The organism is Pantoea sp. EKM21T, assembly GCF_011800405.1.
GTDB lineage: Bacteria > Pseudomonadota > Gammaproteobacteria > Enterobacterales > Enterobacteriaceae > Pantoea > Pantoea agglomerans.
On the sequence record NZ_JAALFV010000001.1, the window covers coordinates 120,027 to 145,786 of the forward strand.

The 25,760-nt window shown below is 56.6% G+C and carries 26 protein-coding genes; 5 read left to right on the forward strand and 21 right to left on the reverse strand.

The window, feature by feature from the left end:
• Nucleotides 1–95 precede the first annotated feature (95 nt).
• Genes fabG through yceD form a run of 6 tightly spaced genes read right to left on the reverse strand, consistent with a single transcriptional unit; the run spans nucleotide 96 to nucleotide 4,516 of the window.
• A complete protein-coding gene (gene fabG / locus HFD87_RS00590) occupies nucleotides 96–830 on the reverse strand; it encodes a 3-oxoacyl-ACP reductase FabG (protein WP_010246337.1) in 735 nt (244 codons plus the stop codon).
• Between the two features lie 10 nt (nucleotides 831–840).
• Nucleotides 841–1,773 (reverse strand): ACP S-malonyltransferase, encoded by a 933-nt coding sequence (gene fabD, locus HFD87_RS00595; RefSeq protein ID WP_033771446.1) that lies wholly within the window; start codon nucleotides 1,771–1,773, stop codon nucleotides 841–843.
• Between the two features lie 16 nt (nucleotides 1,774–1,789).
• Nucleotides 1,790–2,743 (reverse strand): beta-ketoacyl-ACP synthase III, encoded by a 954-nt coding sequence (locus tag HFD87_RS00600; protein ID WP_010246341.1) that lies wholly within the window; start codon nucleotides 2,741–2,743, stop codon nucleotides 1,790–1,792.
• Complete coding sequence (plsX, locus tag HFD87_RS00605; protein ID WP_052270908.1) at nucleotides 2,744–3,784, reverse strand: phosphate acyltransferase PlsX; 1,041 nt, start codon at nucleotides 3,782–3,784, stop codon at nucleotides 2,744–2,746.
• 25 nt (nucleotides 3,785–3,809) lie between these two features.
• Nucleotides 3,810–3,980 carry a 50S ribosomal protein L32 gene (gene rpmF / locus HFD87_RS00610; RefSeq protein WP_003849870.1) on the reverse strand — a complete coding sequence of 57 codons (171 nt, stop codon included), beginning with the start codon at nucleotides 3,978–3,980 and terminating at the stop codon, nucleotides 3,810–3,812.
• A gap of 14 nt (nucleotides 3,981–3,994) precedes the next feature.
• A complete protein-coding gene (gene yceD, locus HFD87_RS00615; RefSeq protein ID WP_010246346.1) occupies nucleotides 3,995–4,516 on the reverse strand; it encodes a 23S rRNA accumulation protein YceD in 522 nt (173 codons plus the stop codon).
• Nucleotides 4,517–4,656: 140 nt separating this feature from the next.
• Here yceD and HFD87_RS00620 point away from each other — a divergent pair, with 140 nt between their 5' ends.
• Nucleotides 4,657–5,244 (forward strand): nucleoside triphosphate pyrophosphatase, encoded by a 588-nt coding sequence (locus HFD87_RS00620; RefSeq protein ID WP_167422813.1) that lies wholly within the window; start codon nucleotides 4,657–4,659, stop codon nucleotides 5,242–5,244.
• 11 nt (nucleotides 5,245–5,255) lie between these two features.
• On the opposite strand, the gene rluC is transcribed toward HFD87_RS00620, so the two are convergent.
• Entirely contained in the window at nucleotides 5,256–6,212 is a 957-nt protein-coding gene (gene rluC / locus HFD87_RS00625; protein ID WP_010669849.1) for a 23S rRNA pseudouridine(955/2504/2580) synthase RluC, read from the reverse strand.
• A gap of 573 nt (nucleotides 6,213–6,785) precedes the next feature.
• Between rluC and rne the strand changes: the two genes are divergently transcribed.
• Nucleotides 6,786–10,244 (forward strand): ribonuclease E, encoded by a 3,459-nt coding sequence (gene rne / locus HFD87_RS00630; RefSeq protein WP_167422814.1) that lies wholly within the window; start codon nucleotides 6,786–6,788, stop codon nucleotides 10,242–10,244.
• Nucleotides 10,245–10,584: 340 nt separating this feature from the next.
• On the opposite strand, the gene flgL is transcribed toward rne, so the two are convergent.
• The 11 genes from flgL to flgB form a co-directional block, all read right to left on the reverse strand.
• Nucleotides 10,585–11,550, reverse strand: a complete 966-nt coding sequence (flgL, locus tag HFD87_RS00635) for a flagellar hook-associated protein FlgL (protein ID WP_045140515.1) — start codon at nucleotides 11,548–11,550, stop codon at nucleotides 10,585–10,587.
• Nucleotides 11,551–11,564: 14 nt separating this feature from the next.
• Nucleotides 11,565–13,214 (reverse strand): flagellar hook-associated protein FlgK, encoded by a 1,650-nt coding sequence (gene flgK / locus HFD87_RS00640; protein ID WP_010246355.1) that lies wholly within the window; start codon nucleotides 13,212–13,214, stop codon nucleotides 11,565–11,567.
• A 123-nt stretch (nucleotides 13,215–13,337) separates the two neighbouring features.
• Complete coding sequence (gene flgJ, locus HFD87_RS00645) at nucleotides 13,338–14,300, reverse strand: flagellar assembly peptidoglycan hydrolase FlgJ (protein WP_167422815.1); 963 nt, start codon at nucleotides 14,298–14,300, stop codon at nucleotides 13,338–13,340.
• Nucleotides 14,300–15,409 (reverse strand): flagellar basal body P-ring protein FlgI, encoded by a 1,110-nt coding sequence (locus HFD87_RS00650; protein ID WP_010669845.1) that lies wholly within the window; start codon nucleotides 15,407–15,409, stop codon nucleotides 14,300–14,302. The genes flgJ and HFD87_RS00650 overlap by 1 nt, the downstream gene beginning before the upstream one ends.
• A gap of 9 nt (nucleotides 15,410–15,418) precedes the next feature.
• Nucleotides 15,419–16,129, reverse strand: coding sequence for a flagellar basal body L-ring protein FlgH (locus HFD87_RS00655; RefSeq protein WP_029518984.1), 711 nt, complete (start codon nucleotides 16,127–16,129; stop codon nucleotides 15,419–15,421).
• Between the two features lie 60 nt (nucleotides 16,130–16,189).
• Nucleotides 16,190–16,972: a flagellar basal-body rod protein FlgG gene (gene flgG / locus HFD87_RS00660; protein WP_003849881.1), complete on the reverse strand. Its 783-nt coding sequence runs from the start codon at nucleotides 16,970–16,972 to the stop codon at nucleotides 16,190–16,192.
• Nucleotides 16,973–16,989: 17 nt separating this feature from the next.
• Nucleotides 16,990–17,745 carry a flagellar basal body rod protein FlgF gene (locus HFD87_RS00665; RefSeq protein WP_010669843.1) on the reverse strand — a complete coding sequence of 252 codons (756 nt, stop codon included), beginning with the start codon at nucleotides 17,743–17,745 and terminating at the stop codon, nucleotides 16,990–16,992.
• 20 nt (nucleotides 17,746–17,765) lie between these two features.
• Entirely contained in the window at nucleotides 17,766–19,022 is a 1,257-nt protein-coding gene (flgE, locus tag HFD87_RS00670) for a flagellar hook protein FlgE (RefSeq protein WP_022625876.1), read from the reverse strand.
• 26 nt (nucleotides 19,023–19,048) lie between these two features.
• Nucleotides 19,049–19,723, reverse strand: coding sequence for a flagellar hook assembly protein FlgD (gene flgD, locus HFD87_RS00675; protein WP_167422816.1), 675 nt, complete (start codon nucleotides 19,721–19,723; stop codon nucleotides 19,049–19,051).
• A 12-nt stretch (nucleotides 19,724–19,735) separates the two neighbouring features.
• A complete protein-coding gene (flgC, locus tag HFD87_RS00680) occupies nucleotides 19,736–20,140 on the reverse strand; it encodes a flagellar basal body rod protein FlgC (RefSeq protein WP_013357440.1) in 405 nt (134 codons plus the stop codon).
• A gap of 2 nt (nucleotides 20,141–20,142) precedes the next feature.
• Nucleotides 20,143–20,556, reverse strand: coding sequence for a flagellar basal body rod protein FlgB (flgB, locus tag HFD87_RS00685; RefSeq protein ID WP_167422817.1), 414 nt, complete (start codon nucleotides 20,554–20,556; stop codon nucleotides 20,143–20,145).
• 154 nt (nucleotides 20,557–20,710) lie between these two features.
• Here flgB and flgA point away from each other — a divergent pair, with 154 nt between their 5' ends.
• The 3 genes from flgA (at nucleotide 20,711) to flgN (ending at nucleotide 22,220) form a co-directional block, all read left to right on the forward strand.
• Nucleotides 20,711–21,370, forward strand: coding sequence for a flagellar basal body P-ring formation chaperone FlgA (flgA, locus tag HFD87_RS00690; RefSeq protein WP_010246373.1), 660 nt, complete (start codon nucleotides 20,711–20,713; stop codon nucleotides 21,368–21,370).
• 104 nt (nucleotides 21,371–21,474) lie between these two features.
• Nucleotides 21,475–21,783 carry a flagellar biosynthesis anti-sigma factor FlgM gene (gene flgM, locus HFD87_RS00695; protein ID WP_010246375.1) on the forward strand — a complete coding sequence of 103 codons (309 nt, stop codon included), beginning with the start codon at nucleotides 21,475–21,477 and terminating at the stop codon, nucleotides 21,781–21,783.
• Nucleotides 21,784–21,788: 5 nt separating this feature from the next.
• Nucleotides 21,789–22,220 (forward strand): flagellar export chaperone FlgN, encoded by a 432-nt coding sequence (gene flgN / locus HFD87_RS00700; RefSeq protein WP_010246377.1) that lies wholly within the window; start codon nucleotides 21,789–21,791, stop codon nucleotides 22,218–22,220.
• Between the two features lie 306 nt (nucleotides 22,221–22,526).
• Here the strand turns inward: flgN and murJ are convergent, their stop codons facing one another.
• The 3 genes from murJ to HFD87_RS00715 form a co-directional block, all read right to left on the reverse strand.
• A complete protein-coding gene (gene murJ, locus HFD87_RS00705; RefSeq protein WP_010246379.1) occupies nucleotides 22,527–24,065 on the reverse strand; it encodes a murein biosynthesis integral membrane protein MurJ in 1,539 nt (512 codons plus the stop codon).
• A 122-nt stretch (nucleotides 24,066–24,187) separates the two neighbouring features.
• Nucleotides 24,188–25,108, reverse strand: coding sequence for a Gfo/Idh/MocA family protein (locus tag HFD87_RS00710; protein ID WP_167422818.1), 921 nt, complete (start codon nucleotides 25,106–25,108; stop codon nucleotides 24,188–24,190).
• Between the two features lies 1 nt (nucleotide 25,109).
• The gene (locus HFD87_RS00715; protein WP_167422819.1) at nucleotides 25,110–25,748 is read right to left on the reverse strand and encodes a YceH family protein; all 639 of its coding nucleotides are present in this window, start codon (nucleotides 25,746–25,748) and stop codon (nucleotides 25,110–25,112) included.
• Nucleotides 25,749–25,760: the final 12 nt, after the last annotated feature.

The following is a 25,760-nucleotide window of genomic DNA, read 5'->3' on the forward strand; positions in this document are numbered from 1 at the left end:
TGAAAAAGATGCAACAAAATCCCGGCTGGTCGAACCACGATTTTGCGTTATTTTGCGGTTCTAACCGCAAATAAAGCAAATCATTTCGTGATTTATCAGACCATGTACATTCCGCCATTGACGTGCAGCGTTTCACCTGTGATGTAGGCTGCTTCGTCAGAGGCTAAAAATGCCACAGCATTGGCGATTTCCTGAGCATCGCCTAAGCGACCCGCAGGAACTTCCGCCAAAATACCGGAACGTTGATCTTCGTTCAGTGCCCGCGTCATGTCAGTCTCAATAAAGCCTGGAGCCACGACGTTGACGGTAATGCCACGTGACGCGATTTCGCGCGCCAGTGATTTGCTAAAGCCAATCAAACCCGCTTTTGCTGCCGCATAGTTTGCCTGGCCCGCATTACCCATAGTTCCAACAACGGAACCAATGGTGATGATACGGCCCACGCGCTTTTTCATCATGGCACGCAGGACCGCCTTGGAAAGGCGGAATACCGATGTGAGGTTGGTATCCAGGATATCCTCCCACTCATCGTCCTTCATGCGCATGAGAAGATTATCACGCGTAATGCCTGCATTATTGACTAAAATATCCACTTCGCCAAATTCAGCACGAATATTCTCTAAAACAGTGCTGATTGAGTCAGCGTCAGTCACATTCAGTAACAGGCCTTTGCCCTTGTCGCCAAGGTAAGCACTGATGGCGTCGGCGCCACTCTGGCTGGTTGCAGTTCCTACCACTTTAGCACCGCGTGCCGCCAGTGTTTCTGCAATCGCACGACCAATGCCGCGACTCGCGCCGGTAACCAGCGCAACTTTACCTTCAAAGCTCATGATTTTCCTCTTATTCCTTACCGAGTGCAGCCGTCAGGGATGCAGTATCGTTAACGGCAGCCGCTGTCAGGCTATCGACAATACGTTTCGTCAGTCCGGTCAGGACTTTACCTGGCCCCATCTCCAGGAGCTGCGTCACGCCCTGTGCTGCCATCGCTTCCACGCTCTCGGTCCAGCGAACCGGGCTGTAGAGCTGACGGACAAGCGCATGGCGGATGGCTGCAGCGTCGGTTTCAGCTTTCACATCGACGTTGTTGATCACCGGTACCGCAGGCGTGTTAAAGGTGATGCTCTCCAGCGCCACCGCCAGTTTATCGGCCGCAGGCTTCATCAGTGCGCAGTGAGAAGGAACGCTGACCGGCAGTGGTAAGGCACGCTTAGCGCCCGCTGCTTTACAGGCGGCACCCGCACGTTCAACGGCTTCTTTGTTACCCGCAATAACCACCTGGCCCGGCGAGTTAAAGTTAACCGGTGAGACAACCTGGCCCTGCGCGCTCTCTTCACAGGCTTTACGGATAGCCGCGTCATCCAGGCCAATAATCGCCTGCATCGCGCCAGTGCCTTCAGGCACCGCTTCCTGCATCAGTTTGCCGCGCAGTTCAACCAGCTTAACTGCATCCGCAAAGTTAAGCACACCCGCGCAAACCAGCGCTGAATATTCACCCAGGCTGTGACCGGCCATCAGGGCTGGCTGTTCACCGCCCTGCTGCTGCCAGACACGGTAGATTGCCACGGAGGCAGCTAACAGTGCAGGCTGAGTCTGCCAGGTTTTGTTCAGCTCTTCAGCCGGACCCTGACTTACTAATTGCCACAGATCATATCCCAGCGCGTCAGAGGCTTCACGGAAGGTCTCTTCTACCAGCGGATAGGTTGCCGCTAATTCAGTCAGCATGCCCACGGTCTGTGAACCCTGACCGGGGAAAACAAATGCAAATTGCGTCATTTTTCGTTCCTGTCAATCAAAAGCGAACCAGCGCAGAACCCCAGGTGAATCCACCACCAAAGGCTTCCAGCAGAATAAGGTGTCCGGGTTTGATGCGGCCATCACGGACCGCTTCATCCAGTGCGCTTGGCACCGATGCGGCAGAGGTATTGCCATGACGATCCAGTGTGACGACCACTTTATCCATGGTCATGCCGAGTTTTTTCGCGGTGGCGCTGATAATGCGCAGGTTCGCCTGATGCGGCACCAGCCAGTCCAGCATTTCACGATCGAGATTATTGGCCTGCAGCGTTTCATCAACGATGTGAGCCAGCTCGGTGACGGCAACCTTGAAGACTTCGTTGCCTGACATGGTGACATAAGCAGGCTGATCCTGATGCGCACGATCCTGATAAGGCAGCGTCAGCAGCTGTGAATAGCGACCATCAGCATGAAGATGGGTAGAGATGATCCCCTGCTCTTCGCTCTGACCCAGCACGACCGCGCCTGCACCATCGCCAAACAGGATGATGGTGCCGCGATCTTCCGGATCAAGTGCGCGTGCCAGGACATCCGCACCAATCACCAGAGCATGCTTCACCGCGCCATTTTTGATGTATTGATCGGCCACGCTCAGTGCATAGGTGAAACCTGCACAGGCGGCAGCGAGGTCAAACGCCGCGCAGTCTTTGATCTCAAGCATTTGCTGGATCATGCAGGCAGAACTGGGGAAGGCATGGCTGGAAGAGGTTGTGGCGACAATAATCAGCCCAACATCGTTCGCTTCAATGCCTGCCATTTCAAGGGCGCGTTGCGCCGCGCTGAATCCCATGGTGGCGACGGTTTCGTCAGGCGCAGCAATACGACGCTCGCGGATGCCGGTACGGGTAACAATCCACTCGTCCGACGTCTCCACCATTTTTTCCAGATCTGCATTGGTGCGGATCTGGCTTGGCAGATAACTGCCCGTACCGATAATTTTGGTATACATCTAGGCTTTGTCACTCCTGGCTAATACAGCATCAAGGCGCGCAGCAATTCGCTCGGGAATTTGCTGCCTCACCGCCTGCTCTGCCTGTTCTATCGCCACAGCGAAGGCGTATTGATTTGCCGCACCGTGACTCTTGATCACTGTTCCGCGCAATCCTAACAGACAAGCGCCATTGTACTGGTCAGGGTGGAGATGCCCGAAGCGCTTCGTCAGACGTTTCTGAATCCAGCGTCCCAGCAACTGAAGCCACCATGACCGTTTTTTACCTTCCCCTGATGACTTCAGCAGAGAAAGAAACATTCTTACCACGCCTTCCATAGTCTTCAGCGTGACGTTTCCGACAAAACCGTCACAGACCATCACATCCGTTTTACCGGTGAGCAGTTCGTTACCTTCAAGGTAACCAATATAGTTGATTTGCGGTGATTCTCGCAGCACTGCCGCGGCGTCGCGGATCGTTTCCAGCCCTTTGGTCTCTTCATGACCAATATTGAGCAACGCGACACGGGGCCGTGCAATACCAAGCACATGCTCAGCCATTACCGACCCCATTACAGCAAACTGCACCAGCATCGCACTGTCTGAGCCCACATTTGCGCCCAGATCCAGCACAACGGTTTTACCCTGTTGCTGGTGCGGTAAAACGGACATCAGCGCCGGACGTTTAATGCCATCCAGCGGTTTTAATAAGAGTGTCGACAGCCCCATCAGCGCACCGGTATTCCCGGCGCTGATGCAGGCCTGCGCACGTCCCTCTTTAACCATCTCCAGTGCCACACGCATTGAGCTGCCGCGACTGTTGCGGATGGCCTGAGCGGGCCGCGCATCACTTGCAATAACCGATTCGGCAGGGATGACCTGCAAACGCCCCATCAGGGAGGAATCCGCTTTGGCAAGCAATGGCATGAGAGTGTCGGGGTGTCCGACCAGAAGAAGGAATAGTTCCGAATGAGAGGCCAGTGCCTGCAATGCTGCAGGCACTGTCACGCAGGGACCGAAGTCCCCGCCCATGGCATCAATCGCCAGGGTCAAACGTGTCAAGGTATCGCCTTGCTAAGCAAGAAACTTACTTAACGATAACCTTGCGACCGCGGTAGTAACCGTCCGCAGTGATGTGGTGACGCAGATGAGTTTCGCCAGAAACTTTATCTACTGACAGAGCAGCAGTGGTCAGCGCATCGTGCGAACGACGCATACCACGCTTAGAACGGGTGGGTTTATTCTGTTGTACGGCCATGGACCTTACTCCTATTACTTACGCTTTAAACTGGCTAATACGGCAAATGGATTTGGTTTCTCCACCTCTGCAGGCAGTTTACCAAAGACCATGTCCGCCTCGGACACTTCACAGTGTTCAGAATCGTGCACCGGAACGACCGGCAGCGCGAGAATAATTTCATCCTCGACAACCGCCAGCAGATCGATCTCACCAAACTCGTTGACATCGACCGGCTCGTACGCTTCCGGCAATGCCTCGGCCTGCTCTTCAGAAGAGACAGGGCTGAAGCAGTAACTCACTTTTACGTGATGAGGAAAGGTCTGGTTGCAGCGCTGGCAACGCAACGTCACTTGTACTTCAGCAGTACCCGTCAGTACTGCCAGACGTTGGTTATCAACCGCAAACGACATGGCACAATCCACATCACTGTCCACACTAACGACCGACTCGGCCACACGCTCCACCTGTACAGATGTGTAGACACCCTGATAATCAAGGCGCTTCTGAGCAGTGCGGACAGGGTCCAGCGTTAGGGGTAATTTTACCTTTTGCATAGGGCGCGCATATTAACTTTGTAATGTCATAGAGTCAAAGAAAAAGGCCGTTAAACAGCATCTTTCAACCACTATTCGCATCCAGTGCGGCGCACAGTTTAAAATGACTGTCACCAATTCGCTATCACTATTGAAAAAAAATGACGCCATCGATTCTTTTAGCTTCAACCTCGCCCTTTCGGCAGGCATTACTGCATAAACTGGGCCTGCCTTTTATTACCGCCGCGCCTGAGGTTGATGAGTCACCCCAGCCCGATGAAACCGCTGAAGCGCTGGTAACCCGTCTTGCCGTAGCTAAAGCGCAGGCACTGGCAAAAACGTATCCCAGCCACTGGATAATCGGCTCCGACCAGGTTTGCGTGCTGGATGGCGCAATCGCCGGTAAGCCTCACTCGGCTGAGAATGCGCGGGCGCAACTGCGTGCCGCCAGCGGAAAAGCCATTATCTTTTATACCGGTCTGGCGCTATTTCATCCGGTCAGTGGCACGCTGCTGCACTGCTGTGAGCCCTTTGTGGTTCATTTCCGCACGTTGACTGACGCTGAAATCAGCGGCTATGTGGAAAAGGAGCAGCCGCTTCAGTGTGCGGGCAGTTTTAAAAGTGAAGGTCTGGGGATTTGTCTGTTTGATCGGCTGGAGGGACGCGATCCCAATACGCTGGTCGGGCTGCCGTTGATCGCGCTCAATGAGATGTTGCAGCAGGCCGGCATCAATCCTTTAACGAACTGATGCCGGAGAGATTACGCTTTCCGCTGACGCAGCTTAAGCAGGCATTGCTTCAGGCCATCATCCAGTGGCGCTTCGACCCGCATCACTTCGCCAGTGCCGGGATGCGTAAAGGTCAGCGCCGCAGCATGCAGGAAAAGGCGTTTTAAACCGGTTGCCGCCAGCTGACTGTCAAACTCACGTTCTCCGTAGCGATCGTCGAAGGCAATGGGATGCCCGGCATGCAGCGTATGGACGCGAATCTGATGGGTACGACCGGTGACCGGGCTCGCTTTCACCAGCGTGGCAAACTCGAACCGCTCTTCTACTTTAAAGCGGGTTTCTGAGGCTTTGCCTTCGCTGCTGACGCGCACCACGCGCTCACCGCTCTGCAGAATGTTTTTCAGCAGCGGCGCCTGAACCACCTTCAGGTGTGACGGCCAGTTGCCGCGCACCAGGGCCAGATAATCTTTCTGCATCCCCTTTTCGCGCAGTTGCTCATGGAGGGAACGCAGCGCCGAACGCTTTTTAGCGACCAGCAGAATGCCGGAGGTGTCACGATCCAGGCGATGCACCAGCTCCAGAAAGCGTGCTTCCGGTCGCAGGGCACGTAACCCTTCAATTACCCCGAAGCTGAGTCCGCTACCGCCATGCACGGCTGTGCCGGAAGGCTTGTTCATCACCAGCAGCGACTCATCCTCAAACAGGATGGCATCGGCCAGTGAAGCCACTTTCGCCAGTTTGGGGGAAACGGCATCTTCATCGCGTTCCGCTACCCGAACCGGCGGAATGCGCACCTCATCGCCCTCCTCCAGCTTATATTCTGGCTTGACGCGCTTTTTATTCACCCGCACCTCGCCTTTGCGAACGATGCGATAAATCATGCTTTTGGGCACACCCTTGAGCTGGGTGCGCAAAAAGTTATCAATGCGTTGTCCGGCATTTTCAGCCGTGATGGCGACAAAATGTACGCCGGGATTCTCTGTTTTCATGGCGGCGATTCTAAATAGTGTCCCCTGATAGCGCCACCCCTTTTTCTGTGCTTAACTCTGGAGTTGATGTGACGGCAGGTCGCCTCTCTGCTGGCTTTTTCAGCAAAGCGCTGTTTTGTCCGACACATTAGCGATTTAAATGTAAAGAAACTTCACAAGCTGGCTAAAGTCGCCTTGCTATATGAAGGTTAGCAATGGAATAATGCTTGAGTTTCTTACCTGAACCATTTCAGGGCAGAAAAAGAGCGAAATTGTCATTTTGCCGGATTGAGCAGACACGCAGCAATGGCGTAAGACGTAATGCGAAATCAGGCACTTAGCGGGCTGCGGGTTGCGGCCTGGACAACAGTATGGGATGCACGGGTTTTCTTTATTCTCTCAGGCATTTCCACTATCTGGTGCTGTTTTCCCTTATGAAAAACAGGCCACCGACGTTATTTGCGCCCCTCGCGCGGTCGACAGCCGTGAGGTTGACGACATTGCACTAAGTCACGGGGCCATCGGTTGATACTCGTCCAGGGTAACTATGCCCGCAGCTGTAATCACTCATGAAAGAATAACGAGTAAGTCACGATGAAAAGAATGTTAATAAACGCAACTCAGCAGGAGGAGTTGCGCGTTGCCCTGGTTGACGGTCAGCGTCTGTACGATCTGGATATTGAAAGTCCTGGACACGAGCAGAAAAAAGCCAACATTTACAAAGGTAAAATCACTCGCATTGAACCCAGCCTTGAAGCTGCGTTTGTCGATTACGGCGCAGAGCGTCACGGTTTCCTCCCGTTAAAAGAAATCTCCCGCGAATACTTCCCCTCCAGCTACAACGCGCATGGTCGTCCGAATATTAAAGACGTGCTGCGTGAAGGTCAGGAAGTCATCGTTCAGATCGATAAAGAAGAACGCGGTAATAAAGGCGCTGCGCTGACCACCTTTATCTCTCTGGCGGGCAGCTATCTGGTACTGATGCCGAATAACCCACGTGCAGGCGGTATCTCTCGCCGTATCGAAGGTGACGATCGTACCGAGCTGAAAGAAGCCCTGTCGGCGCTGGAACTGCCGGAAGGCATGGGCCTGATTGTCCGTACTGCGGGCGTCGGTAAATCAGCCGAATCGCTGCAGTGGGATTTAAGCTTCCGTCTTAAACACTGGGAAGCGATCAAGAAAGCCGCTGAAAACCGCCCTGCTCCGTTCCTGATCCATCAGGAAAGTAACGTGATTGTGCGTGCCTTCCGCGACTATCTGCGTCAGGACATCGGTGAAATCCTTATCGATAACCCGAAAGTACTGGAACTGGCGCGTCAGCATATCGCTGCGCTGGGCCGTCCGGACTTCAGCAGCAAAATTAAGCTCTACACCGGTGAAATCCCGCTGTTCAGCCACTATCAGATCGAATCGCAAATCGAATCCGCTTTCCAGCGTGAAGTCCGCCTGCCTTCCGGTGGCTCGATTGTGATCGACAGTACCGAAGCGCTGACCGCTATCGATATCAACTCAGCACGTGCAACGCGCGGCGGTGATATCGAAGAGACGGCGTTCAACACCAACCTTGAAGCGGCCGATGAGATTGCTCGTCAGTTGCGTCTGCGTGACCTGGGCGGCCTGATCGTTATCGATTACATCGATATGACGCCGGTACGCCATCAGCGCGCGGTTGAGAATCGTCTGCGTGAAGCTGTCCGTCAGGACCGCGCCCGCATTCAGATCAGCCACATTTCACGTTTCGGCCTGCTGGAGATGTCCCGTCAGCGTCTGAGCCCGTCATTAGGTGAATCCAGTCATCACGTCTGCCCACGCTGTAGCGGCACCGGCACCATCCGTGATAACGAGTCACTGGCGCTGTCGATCCTGCGTCTGATTGAAGAAGAAGCGCTGAAAGACAACACCAAAGAAGTTCACGCCATTGTTCCGGTTCAGGTGGCCTCTTACCTGCTGAATGAAAAACGTGAAGCGGTTAACGCTATTGAAACACGCCAGGGTGGCGTGCGGGCTATCATCGTTCCTGATGACAAGATGCAGACCCCACACTACTCCGTGCTGCGCGTGCGCAAAGGTGAAGAGACGCAGACCCTGAGCTATCATCTGCCGAAGCTGCATGAAGCCGAAATGGCGATGCCGTCGGAAGAGGAACATGCTGAACGTCGTCGTCCTGAGCAGCCTGCTCTGGCCGCGTTTGTAATGCCTGATGCGCCTCCGGCACCGGTAGAAGTTGAGCCAGAAGCGCAACGCGCTGAAGCCCAGCCAGCCGCAAAAGCAGCACCTGCTGTGGCTGCGCCTGCTACCGTCAGCACCGGCTTCTTTGGCCGTCTGCTTGGTGGCCTGAAAAAAATGTTCGCAGGCGAAGAAGCCCCTGCCGCCGCACCCGTGGCCACTGAGGTTGCAGAACCGCAGAAAGCGCCTGAAAGCGAGCAGGAAAACGGCAACGGCCGTGGCGAGCGCCGCAACAACAATAACAACCGTCGTAACAATAATCGTCGTGAGCGTACGCCGCGCAACGGAGATAACGCGCAGTCGCGTGAAGGCCGTGAACCACGCGAAAACCGTGAGCCTCGTGAAAACCGCGAACCTCGTGAAAGTCGTGAACCGCGCGAAAGTCGCGAGCCACGTGAAAATCGCGAGCCGCGCGAGGGTAACGATAATCGCCGCAACAAGCGTCAGTCCCAGTCTGGTGAAGTGCGTGAAGAGCGTCCGGCACTGAGCGAAGAAGCTCGCCAGCAGCGTGATGAGCAGCAGCAACAGCGCCGTGAACAGCGTGCTGAGCGTCAGCGTCGTCGTCAGGAAGAGAAACGCGCCGGTGAAGAAGCCGCCAAAGTGGCTGAGCAGCCGGTAGTGGTAGCCGACGTTCCGGACGTGACCGAGCCGCAGGATGATGAGCGCGTACAGGTTATGCCGCGTCGCAAGCCGCGTCAGCTGAACCAGAAGGTGCGTGTTGATGATAACCGTCCACCTATGCCAGCCGAAGCCAGCGACTTTGCCCAGCCAGCTGAAGTGCGTCAGCCTCAGCAGACAGAGGTGGCTCAGCCGCAGCCTGAGTTCCAGGCAGCGCAGGGTGAAGAGCAGGATGACAACGACAACCGTGATAACGCCAATATGCCGCGTCGTTCACGTCGTTCGCCTCGTCATCTGCGCGTCAGCGGACAGCGTCGTCGTCGTTACCGTGATGAGCGTTATCCGACTCAGTCAGCAATGCCGCTGGCCGCTGCAGCTGCATCACCAGAGATGGCATCCGGTAAAGTCTGGATCCGTTACCCGGTGAGCCAGGCCAGCGAAGAGCAGGTTCAGAATGTGACTCACGAGACGCCAGCGTACAACCGCGAAGAGACAGCAGACGCCGCCAGTCCACTGCCTGTTGCTGCCGCTGTTGAGTCTGTTGCTCAGGAAGCGCCAGTGCAACAGGCCGAGCCGCAGGCAGAAACGCCAGTGCCGGTCGTGAACACTGACGATACCCGTGCTATCGACGCGCCGGTTGACGAGCAGCCTTCCGTTGTTCCGGCGGCAGATGAAGCAAAAGCGGAAGCGGTAGCAGCCGAAGCCGTGCCTGCTGAGCCTGTCACCGAAGCGCCGGTTGTGACACCTGCGGTTGAGACTGCACAGCCTGCAGCGGTTGCAGAAGAAGCACAGCCTGCGGAGGTTGCTGAGCAATCGGCTACCGACGTCAGCGAAGCGATCGCAGCAGAAGTTGAAGAAGTTCTGAATGCGCCGGTCGCTGCTGAAGCTGAAACAGCGCCAGTTCGTGAACCTCATGCTCCGGTGGCCGCACGCGATGTCGCCCCTGCAGCACCGGTGACTGCGGCCGAACCTGTTGCATCAGTGCCTGCAACGGCATCCGAGCCTGCAACTGCCTCAGTGCCGAATGACGGTACGCGCTGGAAGCATTTTGCCTCTGCGCCGATGACTAAAGCGCCTGCGCCAGTCTGGCAGTCAGAACCGGCACCGCACAGTGACTGGGTGCGTGCACCGTATGAGTTCGACGGTCGCGGTTCTGCGGGTGGTCATAGCGCCACACATCATGCCACTGCCCCGGCGACCAAGCCGTAACGCATAAGCTGTTGTGAACTGAACCCCGGCCTGCAAGCCGGGGTTTTTTTATGCCTGCGATTCTGCCCGCCAGCGGACAGAGGATAATTAACCTCCCCTCCTCGTTTATCAGGAATCAGGAAAGTGCGTGTGTGCGTGTGTGCGTGTGTGCGTGTGTGCGTGTGTGCGTGAAAGCAAGACTGACATGCGAGCTGACTGTCGCTGTAAATCAACCCGGTTTAATTTCTATGGTTCCCGCCACCGGCTGAATCGCAGGCAAAAAAATCCCACCCTCCTTTAGCGGGAGGGTGGGAAAAAGTAAGCGCATCCGGTTAAAGTACGCTCAAAATTTCAGGTCAGACTACGAGTTCATCTGGAACAGCGACATTTTAGACATGTCAGTAAACGTCTTATAAGACGCCTGTAATGCCGTCTGCTGCATGGTGTAGTTAGAAGCCGCTTCGGTTAAATCCACGTTAACCAGGTCACTCATCTGCGAGCTGTAAATCACACTACGGTCATCGCCCTGAGCATTCAGCGTGTCGATCTCTGAAAGCTGGGTACCAATCTCAGAACGCACGGTTAAGACATTATTCAGCGAGTTACCCAGGCCACGGTTGGTTTTATCCATCGCCGCCTGGAAAGTCTGTTTGGTTGCGGCGTCAGCATCATCCTGCGGCACTTTCAGCGCAGCAATTGCGCTATCCAGCATCGTAAACACATTCGTTTCGCTGGCGCTGCCATCCGGCTCTTTGGTGGCATTGCCGGAGATCGCCATAAAGATATTGTCACCGGTATGGCCCACGGTCATGGTACGGCTGGTGTCGACCTTCTGAGTGATCGCATCGGTGCCGCCTGCGTAGCCAACGCCGGTGCCTGCCGTATCCACAAACGGCGCGCTATCAGTTTTATAACCGGCAAAAATATAGCGGCCATTGGCATCCTGGCTGTTTGCCTGGTTAAGCAACTGGGCACGGATACCCTCCAGTTGGGTAGCAATCGAACCACGGTCATCGTCGCTCAGCGTACCGGTTGAACCGTTGACGATCAGCCCTTGCGCAGCAATGATCCCATCGGTGACGCCTTTCAGCGTATTCTCTTCCAGTGAGAGACCCTGCTCGGCAAAAGTACGCGCCAGCGCATACTGCTTGCCCTGCTGCTGGGTTTGTGACAACACGACAGCACGAGAGGCGGCAATCGGATCGTCCGAAGGATTATTCACACGGCGGCCGCTGGAAAGCTCCTGGCCTGATTTCAGCCAGGAGGCCTGTGAGTCAGTGATGCCACGCACCTGCTGCTCAAAAATCATATTGGTACTGATTCGCATGTTATCTCCTGCCCTTAGCGAATATTGATCAATGCATTAAACACGGTGCTGGCAGTCTGCAGCACCTGCGCATTGGCCATGTAATATTGCTGATATTTAGTCAGGTTGGCGTACTCCTCATCGAGGTTTACCCCAGAGACCGATTGCTGGCGCTGGGTCAGCTGGCTGACCACGCTTTTCTGAGTGGTGCTGGTGGTTTCCAGTGAACTGGTTTTGTTTCCCACACTACTGACGATGGTGGCGTAGGCCTGAGACAGCGTGGCGTTACCGCCGACCAGTTTCACATCCTGCAGATTCAGCAGTTTTTGCGCATTACGGTTATCACTTTCACCGCCTACTGCACCCGCGGCGGCCACCTGCGATTCACTGGTGATCGCGACTGACATATCGTTGATGGCGTTCTGGACCGGCTTCACCAGGAAACTGTCTTTGGCAGCAGGTGCAGGCGTGCCGGCGACGGTCAGTTTCAGGCCGTCAAAGCTCAGCGTGGTGTTGCCACTGGCATCAGTACCTGGCGTGATGGTAACGGCCGTACTGTCTGAGGCGCGGGTTGCGGTCCAGTTATTGCCGTCATAACTCACGGTGTAATTGGATGCTTTCAGTGCACTGGTATCGGTCCACTCAGCGGTGACGGACGCGGCGGTGCTGTTTTTACTGTTGCCCACCACGATCGGGCTGCCGATATTAAAGAAATCGACGCCCTGATTGCCTTTGCTATCGAAGCCCTGCTTGTGAACATCGTTGAAACTGGTGGTAAACGCCGCCGCTAACTGACCCAGCTGGTTCTGTGCCAGATCCAGATCCTGAGTACGGAACGCCAGCAGACCGCCCAGCGAACCGGTGGTGATCAGCTTCTCCGGGATCTCGACGTTGCCCGCCTGCTTATCGACATAGCCGATGGTGGTGCGTGTCGGATCGCTGCTGGAAGGCATCGCCACCAGATCGTGAGATTTGTCGCCGTTCACCAGCGTCAGGCCATTGGCCATCGCGACCGTGTAGCCGCCATCCTGCTGCGATACCGTCACACCAACCACGTTATTCAGGGTATTCACCAGCTGATCGCGCTTATCGAGCAGATCGTTAGGTGCGGCACCGTTTGCCGTGCTCAGTTTGCCAATCTGTTTGTTCAGATCGGCAATCTGGCTGGTGAGGGTATTGACCTGCTTGATGCTGGAATCGACATCGGCATTGACGCTGTTCTGCATATTGTTCAGGTATTGCGCTGACGTCTGGAACTGGCTGACCAGCCCCTGCGCATTGCTGAGCATCGACTGACGCGCCGACGGATCGTTGGCGTTGCTGACCACGTTCTGCAGGTTGGTAAAGAAGCCCTGCAGCGACGTCGACAGGCTGGTAGTCGAAGTCGACAGCAGATCGTCAATGTTAGAAATCTGGCTGTGCTGGGTGCTTACCGCGCTGTAGTTCGCGCTGGAACCGCGCAGCTGCGTAGCAATAAACGCATCATATTCACGTTGTACACCGGTGATATTCACGCCGTTACCATAATAGCTATTGCCCTGCAGGGTACTGTTCGCCTGCGCCAGTACCGTGGTCTGACGTGAATAGCCCGCCACGGTGTAATTGGAAATGTTGTTACTCGTGGTGCTCAGAGCGGCCTGCGCGGCACTCAATCCGCTCATCGCGGAGTTAATTATGCTGGACATCTCGGTTCCTTACGTTCCCCGTCAACCGGGCTGGCAGACATCAAAGTGGGCGCCAGCAGGCGAAAACGCTTCTGGCTATAGGGATGTTATCGGCTTGCTAAAGTGAAACTTGAGGCGCAATGATCAGAACAGGTCGCCCATATCCTGACTGTAAGCTTTGACGACTTTGTCGCCCATACTTTTGAATTGCTGAATCATTCCCACCAGCTTTTGCGCATATTTTGGATCGGTGGCATAACCGGCCGCCTGTAAGGCCTGCGCACCCTGCTCTGCGCTTGAGGCGTTCGTCACCGCCGCATAGCGTGGGTTTTTGGTCAGGAGTTTGACGTAGTCGGTCAGCGCCTCAAAATAGGAGTTATAGACGCGGAAGCTGGCACGCACTTTCTTCGCTTCACCCTGCTCATATTCGGTGGTCATGATATCGGTAGTGTCACCTTTCCAGTCGCCGCTGGCTTTAATCCCGAACACGTTGTAGCTCGGTTTGCCGTCGCGGGTCAGGATCTGACGCTGGCCCCAGCCCGACTCCAGCGCAGCCTGCGCCAGAATCAGGTGATGAGGAATGCCACTCTGCTGGCTGGCAGCCTGCGCCGGTTGCGTCAGCTGGGCGATAAACTCGCGGCTGTCACTGGGCAGACCCGTCGGTGAAGCGACCGGCGGCAGACGCGGCATTGCCTTACGCACAATCTGCTCCAGCTGCTGCGCCGGCAGTGGTGTTGCCCCGCTGGTGCTGAGAATAAAGCTGTTATCCAGCTTCATCGGCACCGTACCGGCTTTTTCATCCGGCGTGGTGGCGGGCTGCATCTGTTTGACGATGGTTTCCGCCAGGCCGAGGCCGCGCTTCCCCATCTCCTGTGCAATCTGCTGGTCATACATAGAGGTAAAGAGTTTGGTCTGCTCGTTGCCCATAATGCCGTCCTGCGGCAACGCCTCGCGCATACTCTTCAGCATCATCTGTACAAACATCCCTTCGACCTGACGCGCCACCTGCAACGCTTGTCCTTTCGGATCATTGCTGGCCTGGCGTTTCAGTTCATTCAGGGAACGGCTGTCGAAAGCCGAACTCGTCAGAGATTGCATATCAGCCATCAGATAATTTCCAGTTTGGCACGCAGACAGCCGGCACTCTGCATCGACTGCAGAATTGACATCAGTTCGATAGGTGAAGCACCCAGCGCATTCAGCGCACGCACCACATTGTTCAGGTTGGCGCTGGCGTTGACGCGTTGCAGCGCACCGCCGGTCTGGCGCAGATCGATCTGAGTCTGCGTCGTCGCCACCGTCTGACCACCGGCCAGTGGAGTATCAGGCTGACTGACGTTCTGCTGCTGGTTAACCGTCACCGACAGATTGCCCTGCGCGACCGCACACTGATTCAGCGTCACTTCACGGTTCATTACCACCGAACCGGTACGGGAGTTGATGATGACTTTGGCATCTTCAACCGGGATCGACACATTAATGTTCTGGATCTCAGCCAGCAGACGCACCTGCGCACCATTATTAGGCGATACGCGGATCTGCACGGTACGGGCATCCAGCGGCTGCGCTGCGCCGTAACCGCCACGGGCGTTAATGGCATCAGCAATTCGCTGCGCCATCGAGAAATCTTCGCTGTTAAGCTGCAGGTTAATGGTGTTCTGCGTACCAAAGTTGCTCTGCAGTTCACGCTCAACGGTTGCACCGCCGGTGATACGGCCACCGTTCAGCTGGTTAACCTGAACACTGCTGCCGCCCGCTGACGCACCCGCGCCACCGACCAGGATATTACCCTGCGCCAGCGCATAAACCTGGTTATCGACGCCTTTCATCGGCGTCATTAACAGCGTGCCGCCGCGCAGGCTTTTGGCGTTACCCAGCGACGAGACCACCACATCCAGGTTCTGTCCCTGACGGGCAAACGAGGGCAGTTTAGCGGTGACCATGACGGCCGCCACGTTCTTCAGCTGCATGTTGGTTCCGGTGGGAACGGTAATACCAAGCTGTGACAGCATGTTGCTCACTGTCTGGGTAGTAAATGGCGTCTGGGTGGTCTGGTCACCGGTGCCATCCAGGCCCACGACCAGGCCGTAGCCCAGCAGCTGGTTATCACGAACGCCCTGTACCGTGGTTAAATCACGAATCAAATCGGCTTTTGCCAGCAGGCTGACGCCCAGCAGCAGCGCCAGCCCGGCGCGTAACAGCGTTAACTTTTTCATTGAAACCTCTTACATCGGCGAGATGTTCAGGAAGAAACGCTGGAACCAACCCATGGTCTGCGCCTCATTGATGTAACCATTTCCGACGTACTCAATACGTGCATCGGCGACAGCGGTAGATAACACGGCGTTACTGGCGCTGATGGTGCGTGGGTTGACCACGCCCGAGAAGCGAATGAACTCCGTGCCCTGATTAATGGCGATCTGTTTTTCACCGACCACGTGCAGGTTGCCGTTTGACAACACCTGATCCACGGTGACGGTAATGGTGCCGGTAAAGGTGTTATTGGCGGATGCGCCGCCTTTACCTGCGAAATCATTTTTGCCTTCGGCGCTGAGGTTGGCTTTTTCACCACCTGCACCCACCAGGCCTGCCAGACCGGTCGGCACCGCGCTCACACCAAAGCTGTTGCTGCCATCGCGGCTGGCATTGGCTGAGGAGCTCTTGCTGGCGCTGACGTTTTCCTGCAGCGTAATGGTCAGGGTATCGCCAATGTTGCGTGGACGGCGATCTTCAAACAGCGGCTGATAGCCGTAGTTAAGCGGCGCGACGCCCTGGAATATAGAGCCGTTGACCACCGGTGGCGCGGACGGCATTGGTTGCGCTGTAGTTGCACCTTCGACCAGCGGGGTACGCGGGACCAGGGCACATCCGTTGAGAGTTAGCAGCAACGAGGCGACTAACCAATGTCCAGGCTTGAGAATCTGTTGCTTCGCCACGGCGTCACGACCTTATTAATGTCTGTCATTCAGGCCAGCACGGGCTGGCCCTGTTCGGGATTAAAGCTGAGTTAATTTCGCCAGCATCTGATCAGAGGTACTGATCGCCTTGCTGTTGATTTCGTAAGCGCGCTGCGTCTGGATCATGGTGACCAGCTCTTCCGCCACGTTAACGTTCGAGGTTTCGGTATAGCCCTGATAGAGCAGGCCCGCGCCGTTCTGGCCTGGCGTGCTGTCCGTCGGAGCGCCCGATGCCTGCGTTTCCTTGTAGAGGTTTTCACCCACGCTATCGAGACCGGCGTCATTCATAAAGGTGCTCAGGGTTAACTGACCGACCTGCGCGGCCTGGGCCTGTCCCTGCTGCGTTACGCTGACCACACCGTCACGCGACACCGTGATGCTGGTGGCGTTAGCCGGAATGGTAATGCCTGGCTGTACCGGGAAACCGGAGTTGGTCACCAGCTGGCCGTTCTGATCAACCTGAAACGCGCCGTCACGGGTATAAGCAGAGGTGCCATCCGGCATCTGAATCTGAAAATAACCCTGGCCGTTAATGGCGATATCTTTTGAGTTGCTGGTCTGCGACAGGTTGCCCTGCGTATGCAGACGTTCAGTGGTCACCGGACGTACACCGGTACCGATCTGCAAACCCGATGGCAGCGTTGTCTGTTCAGATGACTGTGTGCCCGGCTGGCGCATGGTCTGGTACATCAGATCTTCGAACACGGCACGCGAACGCTTAAAGCCGTTGGTGCTGACGTTTGCCAGGTTGTTGGCAATGACGTCCATGTTCATCTGCTGCGCATCAAGACCGGTCTTAGCGATCCATAAAGAACGAATCATGTTGTTATCCTCGTGCCTTAGCCCATGCTCAGGAGCTGGTTGGCTTTTTGTTCATTTTCGTCGACGTTGGTGATGACTTTCATCTGCATCTCAAAACGTCGGGCGTTGGCGATCATATCGACCATGGTTTCTACCGGTTTAACGTTGCTGCCTTCCAGCACGCCAGGCATCACCTGCATGGTGGCATCAGCCTGCAGCGCGGCACCGCGGGTCGCCTGCGTCGACGCAGTAGGCCGGAACATGCCGTCATCACTGCGCTGCAGCTCCTGCCCGGTTGCCCTGACCAGCTTCAGCTTGCCCAGCTGAACCGTGGCGTTCGGTGAATCACCGGCATTCAGCCCGGTGATCGAGCCGTCGGCTGCAATGGTGATTTCAGTGCCCTGCGGGATCACAATCGGACCGCCATCGCCCATCACAGGATTGCCCTGAACCGTCAACGTACCGGTCGGACTGATTTGCATATTGCCGTTGCGGGTATAGGCTTCGCTGCCGTCAGCGGTACGCACCGCCAGCCAGCCATCCTGCTGCACCGCCACATCGAGCGGACGCTCGGTGTAATCCATCGCGCCCTGACTCATGTCGGCGCCCGGTGTCGAGGCGGCGACCAGCGTACGGGTTGGCAGCGACCAGCCACTCACCGGCACGGCGCGCAGCGCATTCAGCTGCGCACGAAAACCCGGTGTAGAGGCGTTGGCGAGGTTGCTGGCGGTAACCGCCTGCTGATCCAGCGTCTGGCTGGCCGCGCCCATCGCGGTATATATCGCGTGATCCATATGGCAATCCTGTTAGCGAATTAACGTAAGTTAACCAGCGTGTTGAGAATCTGGTCCTGAGTTTTGATGGTCTGCGCATTCGCCTGATAGTTACGTTGCGCGACGATCATGTTCACCAGCTCTTTACTCATGTCGACGTTGGAAGATTCCAGTGCGCCAGCCGTCAGTGAACCAAAGGTGCCGGTATTCGCCAGACCGATTGCTGCCTGACCGGATGCACTTGACGCAGACCAGACGTTGTCGCCCTGAGACTGCAGACCTTCCGGGTTAGAGAAGCTCGCCAGGACAATCTGACCCAGCAGCTGGGTTTTCTGGTTTGAATAGCTGCCGGTGATGGTGCCGTCATCATTGATCGCGTAGCTGGTCAGATCGCCAGGTGCATAACCATCCTGGGTCGGGCTGCCAAAGGTGGTGCTGCCGGTGTTCTGCTGCAGGCTGCCCAGCATGCTCAGGTTGATTGGCTGATTGGCGACTGCGCCATTCGCTCCGCCCACGTTCAGCGTCAGGCCGACGGTGCCATCGGTCGTCGTGCTGACGACAGCGCCGGTGGCATCCAGCTTAGAGACGCTGGTCAGCTTACCGCTGGTGTCAAACGCCATTCTGAAGTCACCCGCTGAACTGCCGGTGTTGCCATCAATGGTACGCACGGTCCAGCTGTTGCTGGTGGTGTCTTTCACGAAATACATGTCGAGCGCGTGGTCATTACCCTGCGAGTCGAACACGGTTGCCGTGGTTTTCTTGTTGTAGCTGTCTGCGTTCGCCGTCGAGAAGGTGGCCACAGATGGCGTTTTGTCCGTTGAGTTCAGGTTGGCAACCAGACCGGCGGTAGTGGTCGCACGGGCTGACATCTGCTCGGTAGGAATACGCAGCGCCACCGGGTTAGCACCTGCCTGGATAGTGGCCGGTGAACCGCTGGCCGGATAGCCGGTCACGTTCAGACCCTGGGTGTTGACCAGGTTACGGTTGGCATCCAGCGTTAACTGACCATTGCGTGAATAGAAGACGCCGCCGCTGCTGTCGGTCATACGGAAGAAACCGTTACCGCTCAGCGCAACGTCCAGGCCACGGCTGGTCGTGGTGGTGGCGCCGTCGTTAAAGTTCTGGATTACCGCAGCAACTTTGGTACCGAGGCCGACGTTAGAACCGGCAAACATATCGGCAAACGCGATGGTGCTCGATTTAAAGCCCGCAGTGGCGGAGTTGGCAATGTTGTTACCGATGACATCAAGGTTACTTGAAGCAGCACCAAGGCCGCTGACCGCTTGGGAAAATGACATGTGTTTGTTTCCTGTCTACAGGTTAATCAGAGAATCTGACGTACGTCGTCAAGGGTGGCGGAGCCCATGGTGCCGAGATCCAGTTTTGTGGTGTTGTTCGCAGTACTCACCCCATTGACGTAGGCGTAGTTAAGCGGTTGTGCCACCAGTTGTGTGTTGCCATTGCTTGCGGCAATCGCAACGCTGTATTTACCATCCGGGGCGACAGAGCCATCTGTCAGCTTGCCGTCCCACGAGAAGGTGTGCACGCCAGCGCTCAGCGCGCCCAGATCGACGGTGTCGATCACCGTGCCACTGGCATCTTTAATGGTGGCCGATGTGCCGGTTGAGGCGGAGGCCAGCTCAACGCCAAATGGCGTTGTGGTGCCGTTGCCTACCAGAACCTGTCCGCCATTGACCATCACGCCATGCCCAATCAGCGTGGAGCTCTGCAGCGACTGGCTGGTGCTGATCTGGCCGGAGATCGATCCCAGCGTGGTATTCAGTTTTTCAATGCCGCTCAGGGTATTGATCTGTGCCAGCTGCGTGGTGAGCTGGCTGTTATCCATTGGATTGGTGGGATCCTGGTTCTTTAACTGCGTCACCAGCATGGTCAGGAACTGATTCTGCAGATCCTGCGCATTGTTGCCGGTGACACTGGTGTTAGAGGAGCTAAGGACCGTGGGGTCCAGTCTTTCGTTAACGCCTACCGCGATAGCCATAATTTTTCTCCGTTATTGCCCGATCGTCAGGGTTTTCATCATCATCGACTTCACGGTGTTGAGCACTTCGACGTTGGCCTGGTAGCTGCGTGACGCCGACATGGTGTTGACGCTTTCAGAGACCACATCTACGTTTGGCATCTTCACGTAGCCTTTGGCATCTGCCATCGGATTGCCCGGGTCATAGACCAGCTTGGCAGGTGTAGGGTCATCCACGACTCTTGCCACTTTCACGCCGCCGGTGGCTGAGCCTGGCGCCGCATCGGTCTGGAAAACCACCTGCTTTGCCACGTAAGGCTTGCCATCGGGGCCGGTGACGCTGTCGGCGTTCGCCAGGTTACTGGCACTGACGTTTAATCGCTGTGATTGCGCGGTCATCGCTGAACCGGCAATGTCAAAAATATTCAGCAAGGCCATAATTATTGTCCTTGTAACACGCTCATCATGCCTTTGATCTGGCTACTGATGAGGGTGAGGTCGGTTTGATATTTCAGGCTGTTATCCGCGAACTGCGTACGCTCACGGTCCATATCTACGGTGTTGCCGTCGGCAGAAGGCTGGTCAGGAATGCGATAAAGTATATCCATCGATGGCACGCCGTTTGTCTGTGCTTCAATGTGGCGAGCTGACGTGACTTTTAACGCCATGCTGCTGCCTTCCGCACGACCATTGGACATCACCCGACTCAGCTCGCTGGCAAAGTCGATATCCCGGGCCTGATAACCAGGGGTATCGGCGTTGGCAATATTTGACGCCAGGATCTCCTGACGTTGAGCACGCAGGTTGAGGGCCTCCGTACCAAATTTCAGCGCCGCATCCAGTTTGTCGAGCATGTTTCCTCCGCGTATGAGAATTTCGAGCTCGCAGCTTAATTTGAAAATGCAAGGGGTCATCGTCTGAATAAGGCCTCAAATGACCGCTATTTTGACAATTAAGGATTTTTCTTAAGGGGTACACTCGTCGCCATCATCAGTGAGGAAATGCACAATGCGTCGATATCTGACCCTGCTGACCAGCCTGCTGGTCGCGATCGCCCTGCCGGTTTCCGCCGGGGATCTCAATGCACAACTGAATCAATTTTTTAAAGCGCGTGACGCCCAGCATGCTGATGGCATGGTCGTGGTGGTACGCACACCGCAGGAACAGTGGCCAGCCTGTGAGGCGCCACAGTTCACCCTGCCCGGCAACAGCCGGTTGTGGGGCAATATGAGCGTGGCGGCAAACTGTGGTGAGAACCGCCGTTATATTCAGGTACAGGTGCAGGTCACCGGTTCCTATCTGGTGGCGAACCGGCTGCTGAGCCAGGGCAGTAGCGTGAGCGAGAGTGATTTCACTCTGCAGACCGGCCGCCTTGATACTCTGCCTGCCCGCGCCCTGCTGAATGCGGACTCGGTCGCAGACGCCGTGGTGCTGCGCGATATCCAGCCAGGACAGCCGATTAATCCCTCCACGCTGCGTCAGCCGTGGCGTGTGAAGGCGGGTCAGAATGTGATGGTGATTGCCAGCGGTGACGGCTTTGACGCCAGCGGTGAGGGCAAGGCGCTGAATAACGCCGCCCGATCGCAGTCGGTCCGGGTCAGGATGGGAAATGGCCAGATTGTCAGCGGTAAGGTACGCGAGGATGGGAATATTCTTATAACGCTGTAAAGTGTTAAAGAAGCCAGTAGTGCTGCCGATAGAAGAATCAACGAAGCGATAACGCTATTCTGATTCAGGTGGCAGACTTCCCCTGACCGTACAGGAGCCCGAACATGAGCATTGACAGAACGCAACCTCTGAAACCCGCCAGCACCGTACAGAGCCGCGATAGCAGTGAGTCCGGCAGCAGCAAAGTGCGCCAGAGCGCCAGCCCGGTGGCAGCAGCCACGACCCCTGCAGCAGCCCAGGTCAGCCTGAGCAGCGCGCAGTCGCAGCTGATGCAGCCGAGCAGCAAAGATATTAACGTCGAGCGCGTTGAACAACTGAAAACCGCCATTCGTAATGGCGAACTGAAGATGGATACCGGCAAAATCGCCGATGCGCTGATTGCCGACACCAAGGCGTATTTAGAGGGTAATTAGTTCCCATGAGTAATTTGCAGACCACCTTAGATAAGATGCAGGACGTGCTGGCGTCGCTCTCAGCCGTGCTGGAAGAAGAGCAGCAGCAACTGGCAGCCGGAAACATTAACAGTAATCTGTTGCAGCGTATTACCGAAGATAAAAGCGCGCTGCTCAGTACGCTGAACTATCTGGATGAGATGCGCCGCACCGCTGAGCAGAGTCAGGCGACATCGGCACCTTATCGTGGTCAGAACGACATGGCGCGCCGCTGGGACACTATCCAGCAGCATAGCCGTCGTCTGCAGGATGCCAATGTTCATAACGGCCTGCTGCTGCAACACCAGATCCGCTACACCCAGGATGCGCTTGACGTGCTGAAGCCGCATCAGACCCAGGCCTTTTACGGCCCGGATGGGATGGGTAAAGGCCAGGCGACGTTAAGTCGCAAAGCCTGAACCGGAAAGTAGCGAAAAAAAATCCCGCCTGGTGCGGGATTTTTTATTGGTGCGTTTTTTCCTTCACCATGATGAGCTTTAAAATTGAGCCTGCACAGGGAACAGGGGCAGATCGGAAAGACGTTAAAGCCAATCCCTGGCCGCTCGGCCCGCGCGATTACGCACCTCATCCCTGAGGTGCGCCCGTTGCCGGGCCAACGCGTTGCGTTGTTCAAAAACGCTCCCGGCGTTTTTGTCCATGGCGCGGGACGCTTTCCTCCTCTGCCCCTGTTCCCTGCGCGTTGAATTTATTTATTGCGGCAAGCTTTACACAGCGGTGCGACGCGCATAGTCGCGCAGCCGGAAGCCCAGCAGCCCCAGCGCCAGGAAGTAGGCTCCGCCGCCCACACCACAGACCGCGGCCAGGCGCAGCAGCCGCCACAGCATCGATCCCTGCTCCCAGGCTGGCATCCACTGCAGCATGGCAAACAGCGCGCCTGCCATCACCACTACGGCTATCAGCAGGCGGATCAGGAAGCTGCTCCAGCCCGGCTGCGGCATAAAGATATTCTTCTTACGCAGCTGCCAGTAGAGCAAAGACGCATTCAGACAGGCTGCCAGCCCAATCGACAGTGACAGACCGGCGTGTTTCAGCGGACCAATAAACGCCAGGTTCATTACCTGCGTCATGATCAGCGTGATAATCGCGATTTTAACCGGCGTTTTGATGTCCTGACGGGAATAGAAGCCCGGAGCCAGCACCTTGACCACGATCAGCCCCATCAGTCCGACGGAGTAGGCGATCAGGGCGCGCTGCGTCATCAGTGCATCAAAGGCAGTGAATTTGCCGTACTGGAACAGCGCCACGGTCAGCGGGCCGGAGAGCATGCCCAGCGCCACCGCGCTGGGAAGCGCCAGCAGAAAACAGAGGCGCAGACCCCAGTCCATCAGCCGGGAATATTCATCATGGTTGCCGCTGGCAAAACTTTTGGCCAGCGACGGCAGCAGAATGGTGCCCAGCGCCACGCCCAGCACACCCGAAGGGAACTCCATCAGGCGGTCCGCGTAGTACATCCAGGAGACCGAACCTGAGACCAGAAACGAGGCGAAGATGGTATTGATGATCAGCGAGATCTGACTGACAGAAACGCCCAGAATGGCAGGTCCCATCTGACGCATGACCCGCCAGACGCCCGCATCACGCAGATTCAGGCGTGGCAGCACCAGCATCCCGAGCTTCTTCAGGTGTGGCAGCTGATAGCCGAGCTGCAGCACGCCACCTGCTACCACTGCCCAGGCCAGCGCCATTACCGGTGGGTGGAAGTGCGGCGCGGCAAACAGCGCAAAGCCAATCATGCTGACGTTCAGCAGGGTCGGTGCAAAGGCCGGTACCGAGAAGCGGTTCCAGGTGTTCAGCACCGCACCCGCCAGTGACGCCAGCGAAATCAGCATAATGTAGGGAAAGGTCACCCGCAGCAGCGAGCTGGTGAGCGCAAACTTATCGGGACTGTCGGCAAAGCCGGGGGCCGTCACCATGATGACCCAGGGCGCAGCAATCATGCCCGCCACCGTGACCAGCGCCAGCGCCAGCGTCAGCAGGCCCGAGACGTAAGCCAGGAACAGTTTCGTCGCCTCTTCGCCCTGCTTGCTTTTATATTCAGCCAGAATGGGCACGAAGGCCTGAGAAAAGGCGCCTTCAGCAAAAATACGCCGCAGCAGATTGGGAAGTTTAAACGCAACAAAGAACGCATCGGTCGCCATTCCGGCGCCAAACACCCGCGCCACGATGGCATCACGGGCAAAGCCCAGTACGCGGGAAAACAGGGTCATAGAACTGACCGCTGCCAGCGATTTCAACAAATTCATAATTGACGGCGCATCCTGAAAAGAATCGGCAAAAAAGGAGAATTAGCGCGGGCACCCAGAAGATGCCCGGCGACAGTCTACTGCCACGGAGGGAAATGACCAGCACGGAGTGTTACAAGGCGTTATTCCTGCGTCGCCTCACGCCACAATTTTTCCACCACACGCTGCGCCATCAGCGCCTGCTCACCGCTGGTTTCAGGCTTCGTCTGATTTTGTACGCAGTCGATGAAATGGCGAGCCGCACCGCTGAAACCGCGCTGGGTCAGATGACTCTGCCAGGCGGGCGGTGGCGTAATCAGCAGCCCGTCACGCCGTTCTTCCTGCCAGTCGCGCATTTCACTGATGTCGATGCACTTGCCGTCACATACTGCGCTGACCCGCTCACGCTGACTGCCTGCGCGCCGGTGCATACTGGTGGTAATCGACAAGCCCTCAACAGCGAAATGGTGCTCGGCATAGAGCATCTGCCCCTGTTCGTTGGTGTCGATGCGTCCCTGAACCTGGCGAAAAGGTTTCCCACCCAGCCAGAGGGCGGTATCCACCACATGCAGGTAGTCATCGAGCAGGGTAAAGCGGAGATCCTGTGGCCCGACGCTGTCGCTACGGTGCTTTTCAATCCGCAGAGAAGTCGCGCTAGCCATCTCCGCCCGCAGCTGCTGATAGCGCGGGGCAAACCGCCGGTTAAACGCCACCATCAGTTTACGCTGCCGTTTTTCCGCCAGCGCCACCAGCGCCTCAGCCTGCTCCAGGGTTTCAGCCAGCGGCTTATCGACGCAGACATCCTTTCCTGCCAGCAGCAGCGCCCTGACCACTTCATAGTGCGTGGCGGTGCTGCTGTGGACAAAGACCGCGTCGCAGGCAGCGGCTAATTCATTCAGCGAACCAAAACATGGCATGCGATAGCTGTCACAGACCGGCCGGGCTTTGGCCTGGTTCGGGGAAAACGCCCCTGCCAGGGTCCAGTCCGTCGCCGCCGACAGCACCGGCAGCCAGGCTTTCTGCGCGATACCGCCTAATCCCACCATGCCAATACGTAAGGTCATCTCAGCTCTCCGGTTGCAGCAGTTGGGTGAGTTGTGCCTGAAGCGCTGCAACCTGCTGTTCCAGCATTGCGACGCGCGCCGCCAGTTCGCCCTGTTCTTCCGACGCGTCTGCGGCCTGCGGCTGGTCAGGCTCATCGCCCAGCAGATGCATAAAGCGGCTTTCGCGCTTGCCAGGTTCACGCGACAGACGGATCACCTGAGCACTGTCGTCGCGCTGCATCAATCCTTCCAGCGTTTGCTCAACTTCGCTGACATCACTGAACTCGTGCAGACGGCCGCTGCGGGTACGCAGTTCGCCTGGCGTCTGGGGCCCGCGCAGTAACAGCAGCGTCAGGAGAGCGACTTCTGCACTATTAAGCTTTAGCGTGCCAAACGCGGAGTTGCAGAAACGCTGCTCATATTTCACGACCCGCTGCCCGGCGGCGCTGCTGGCGGTAATCAGATGCCGTTTTTCCAGCTGATCGAGCTGATTCTGTACCTCACTTTCGCTCAGCTCCATCACCGGCTCGCGGTTCGATTTCTGGTTACAGGCCACCACCACGCCATTCAGTGACAGCGGATACTGTTCCGGCGTGGTGACCTGCTTCTCCAGCAGGCAGCCCAGCACGCGCATCGCCTGCGCCGATAAAGTCATCTTCATGCTCGCATCCTC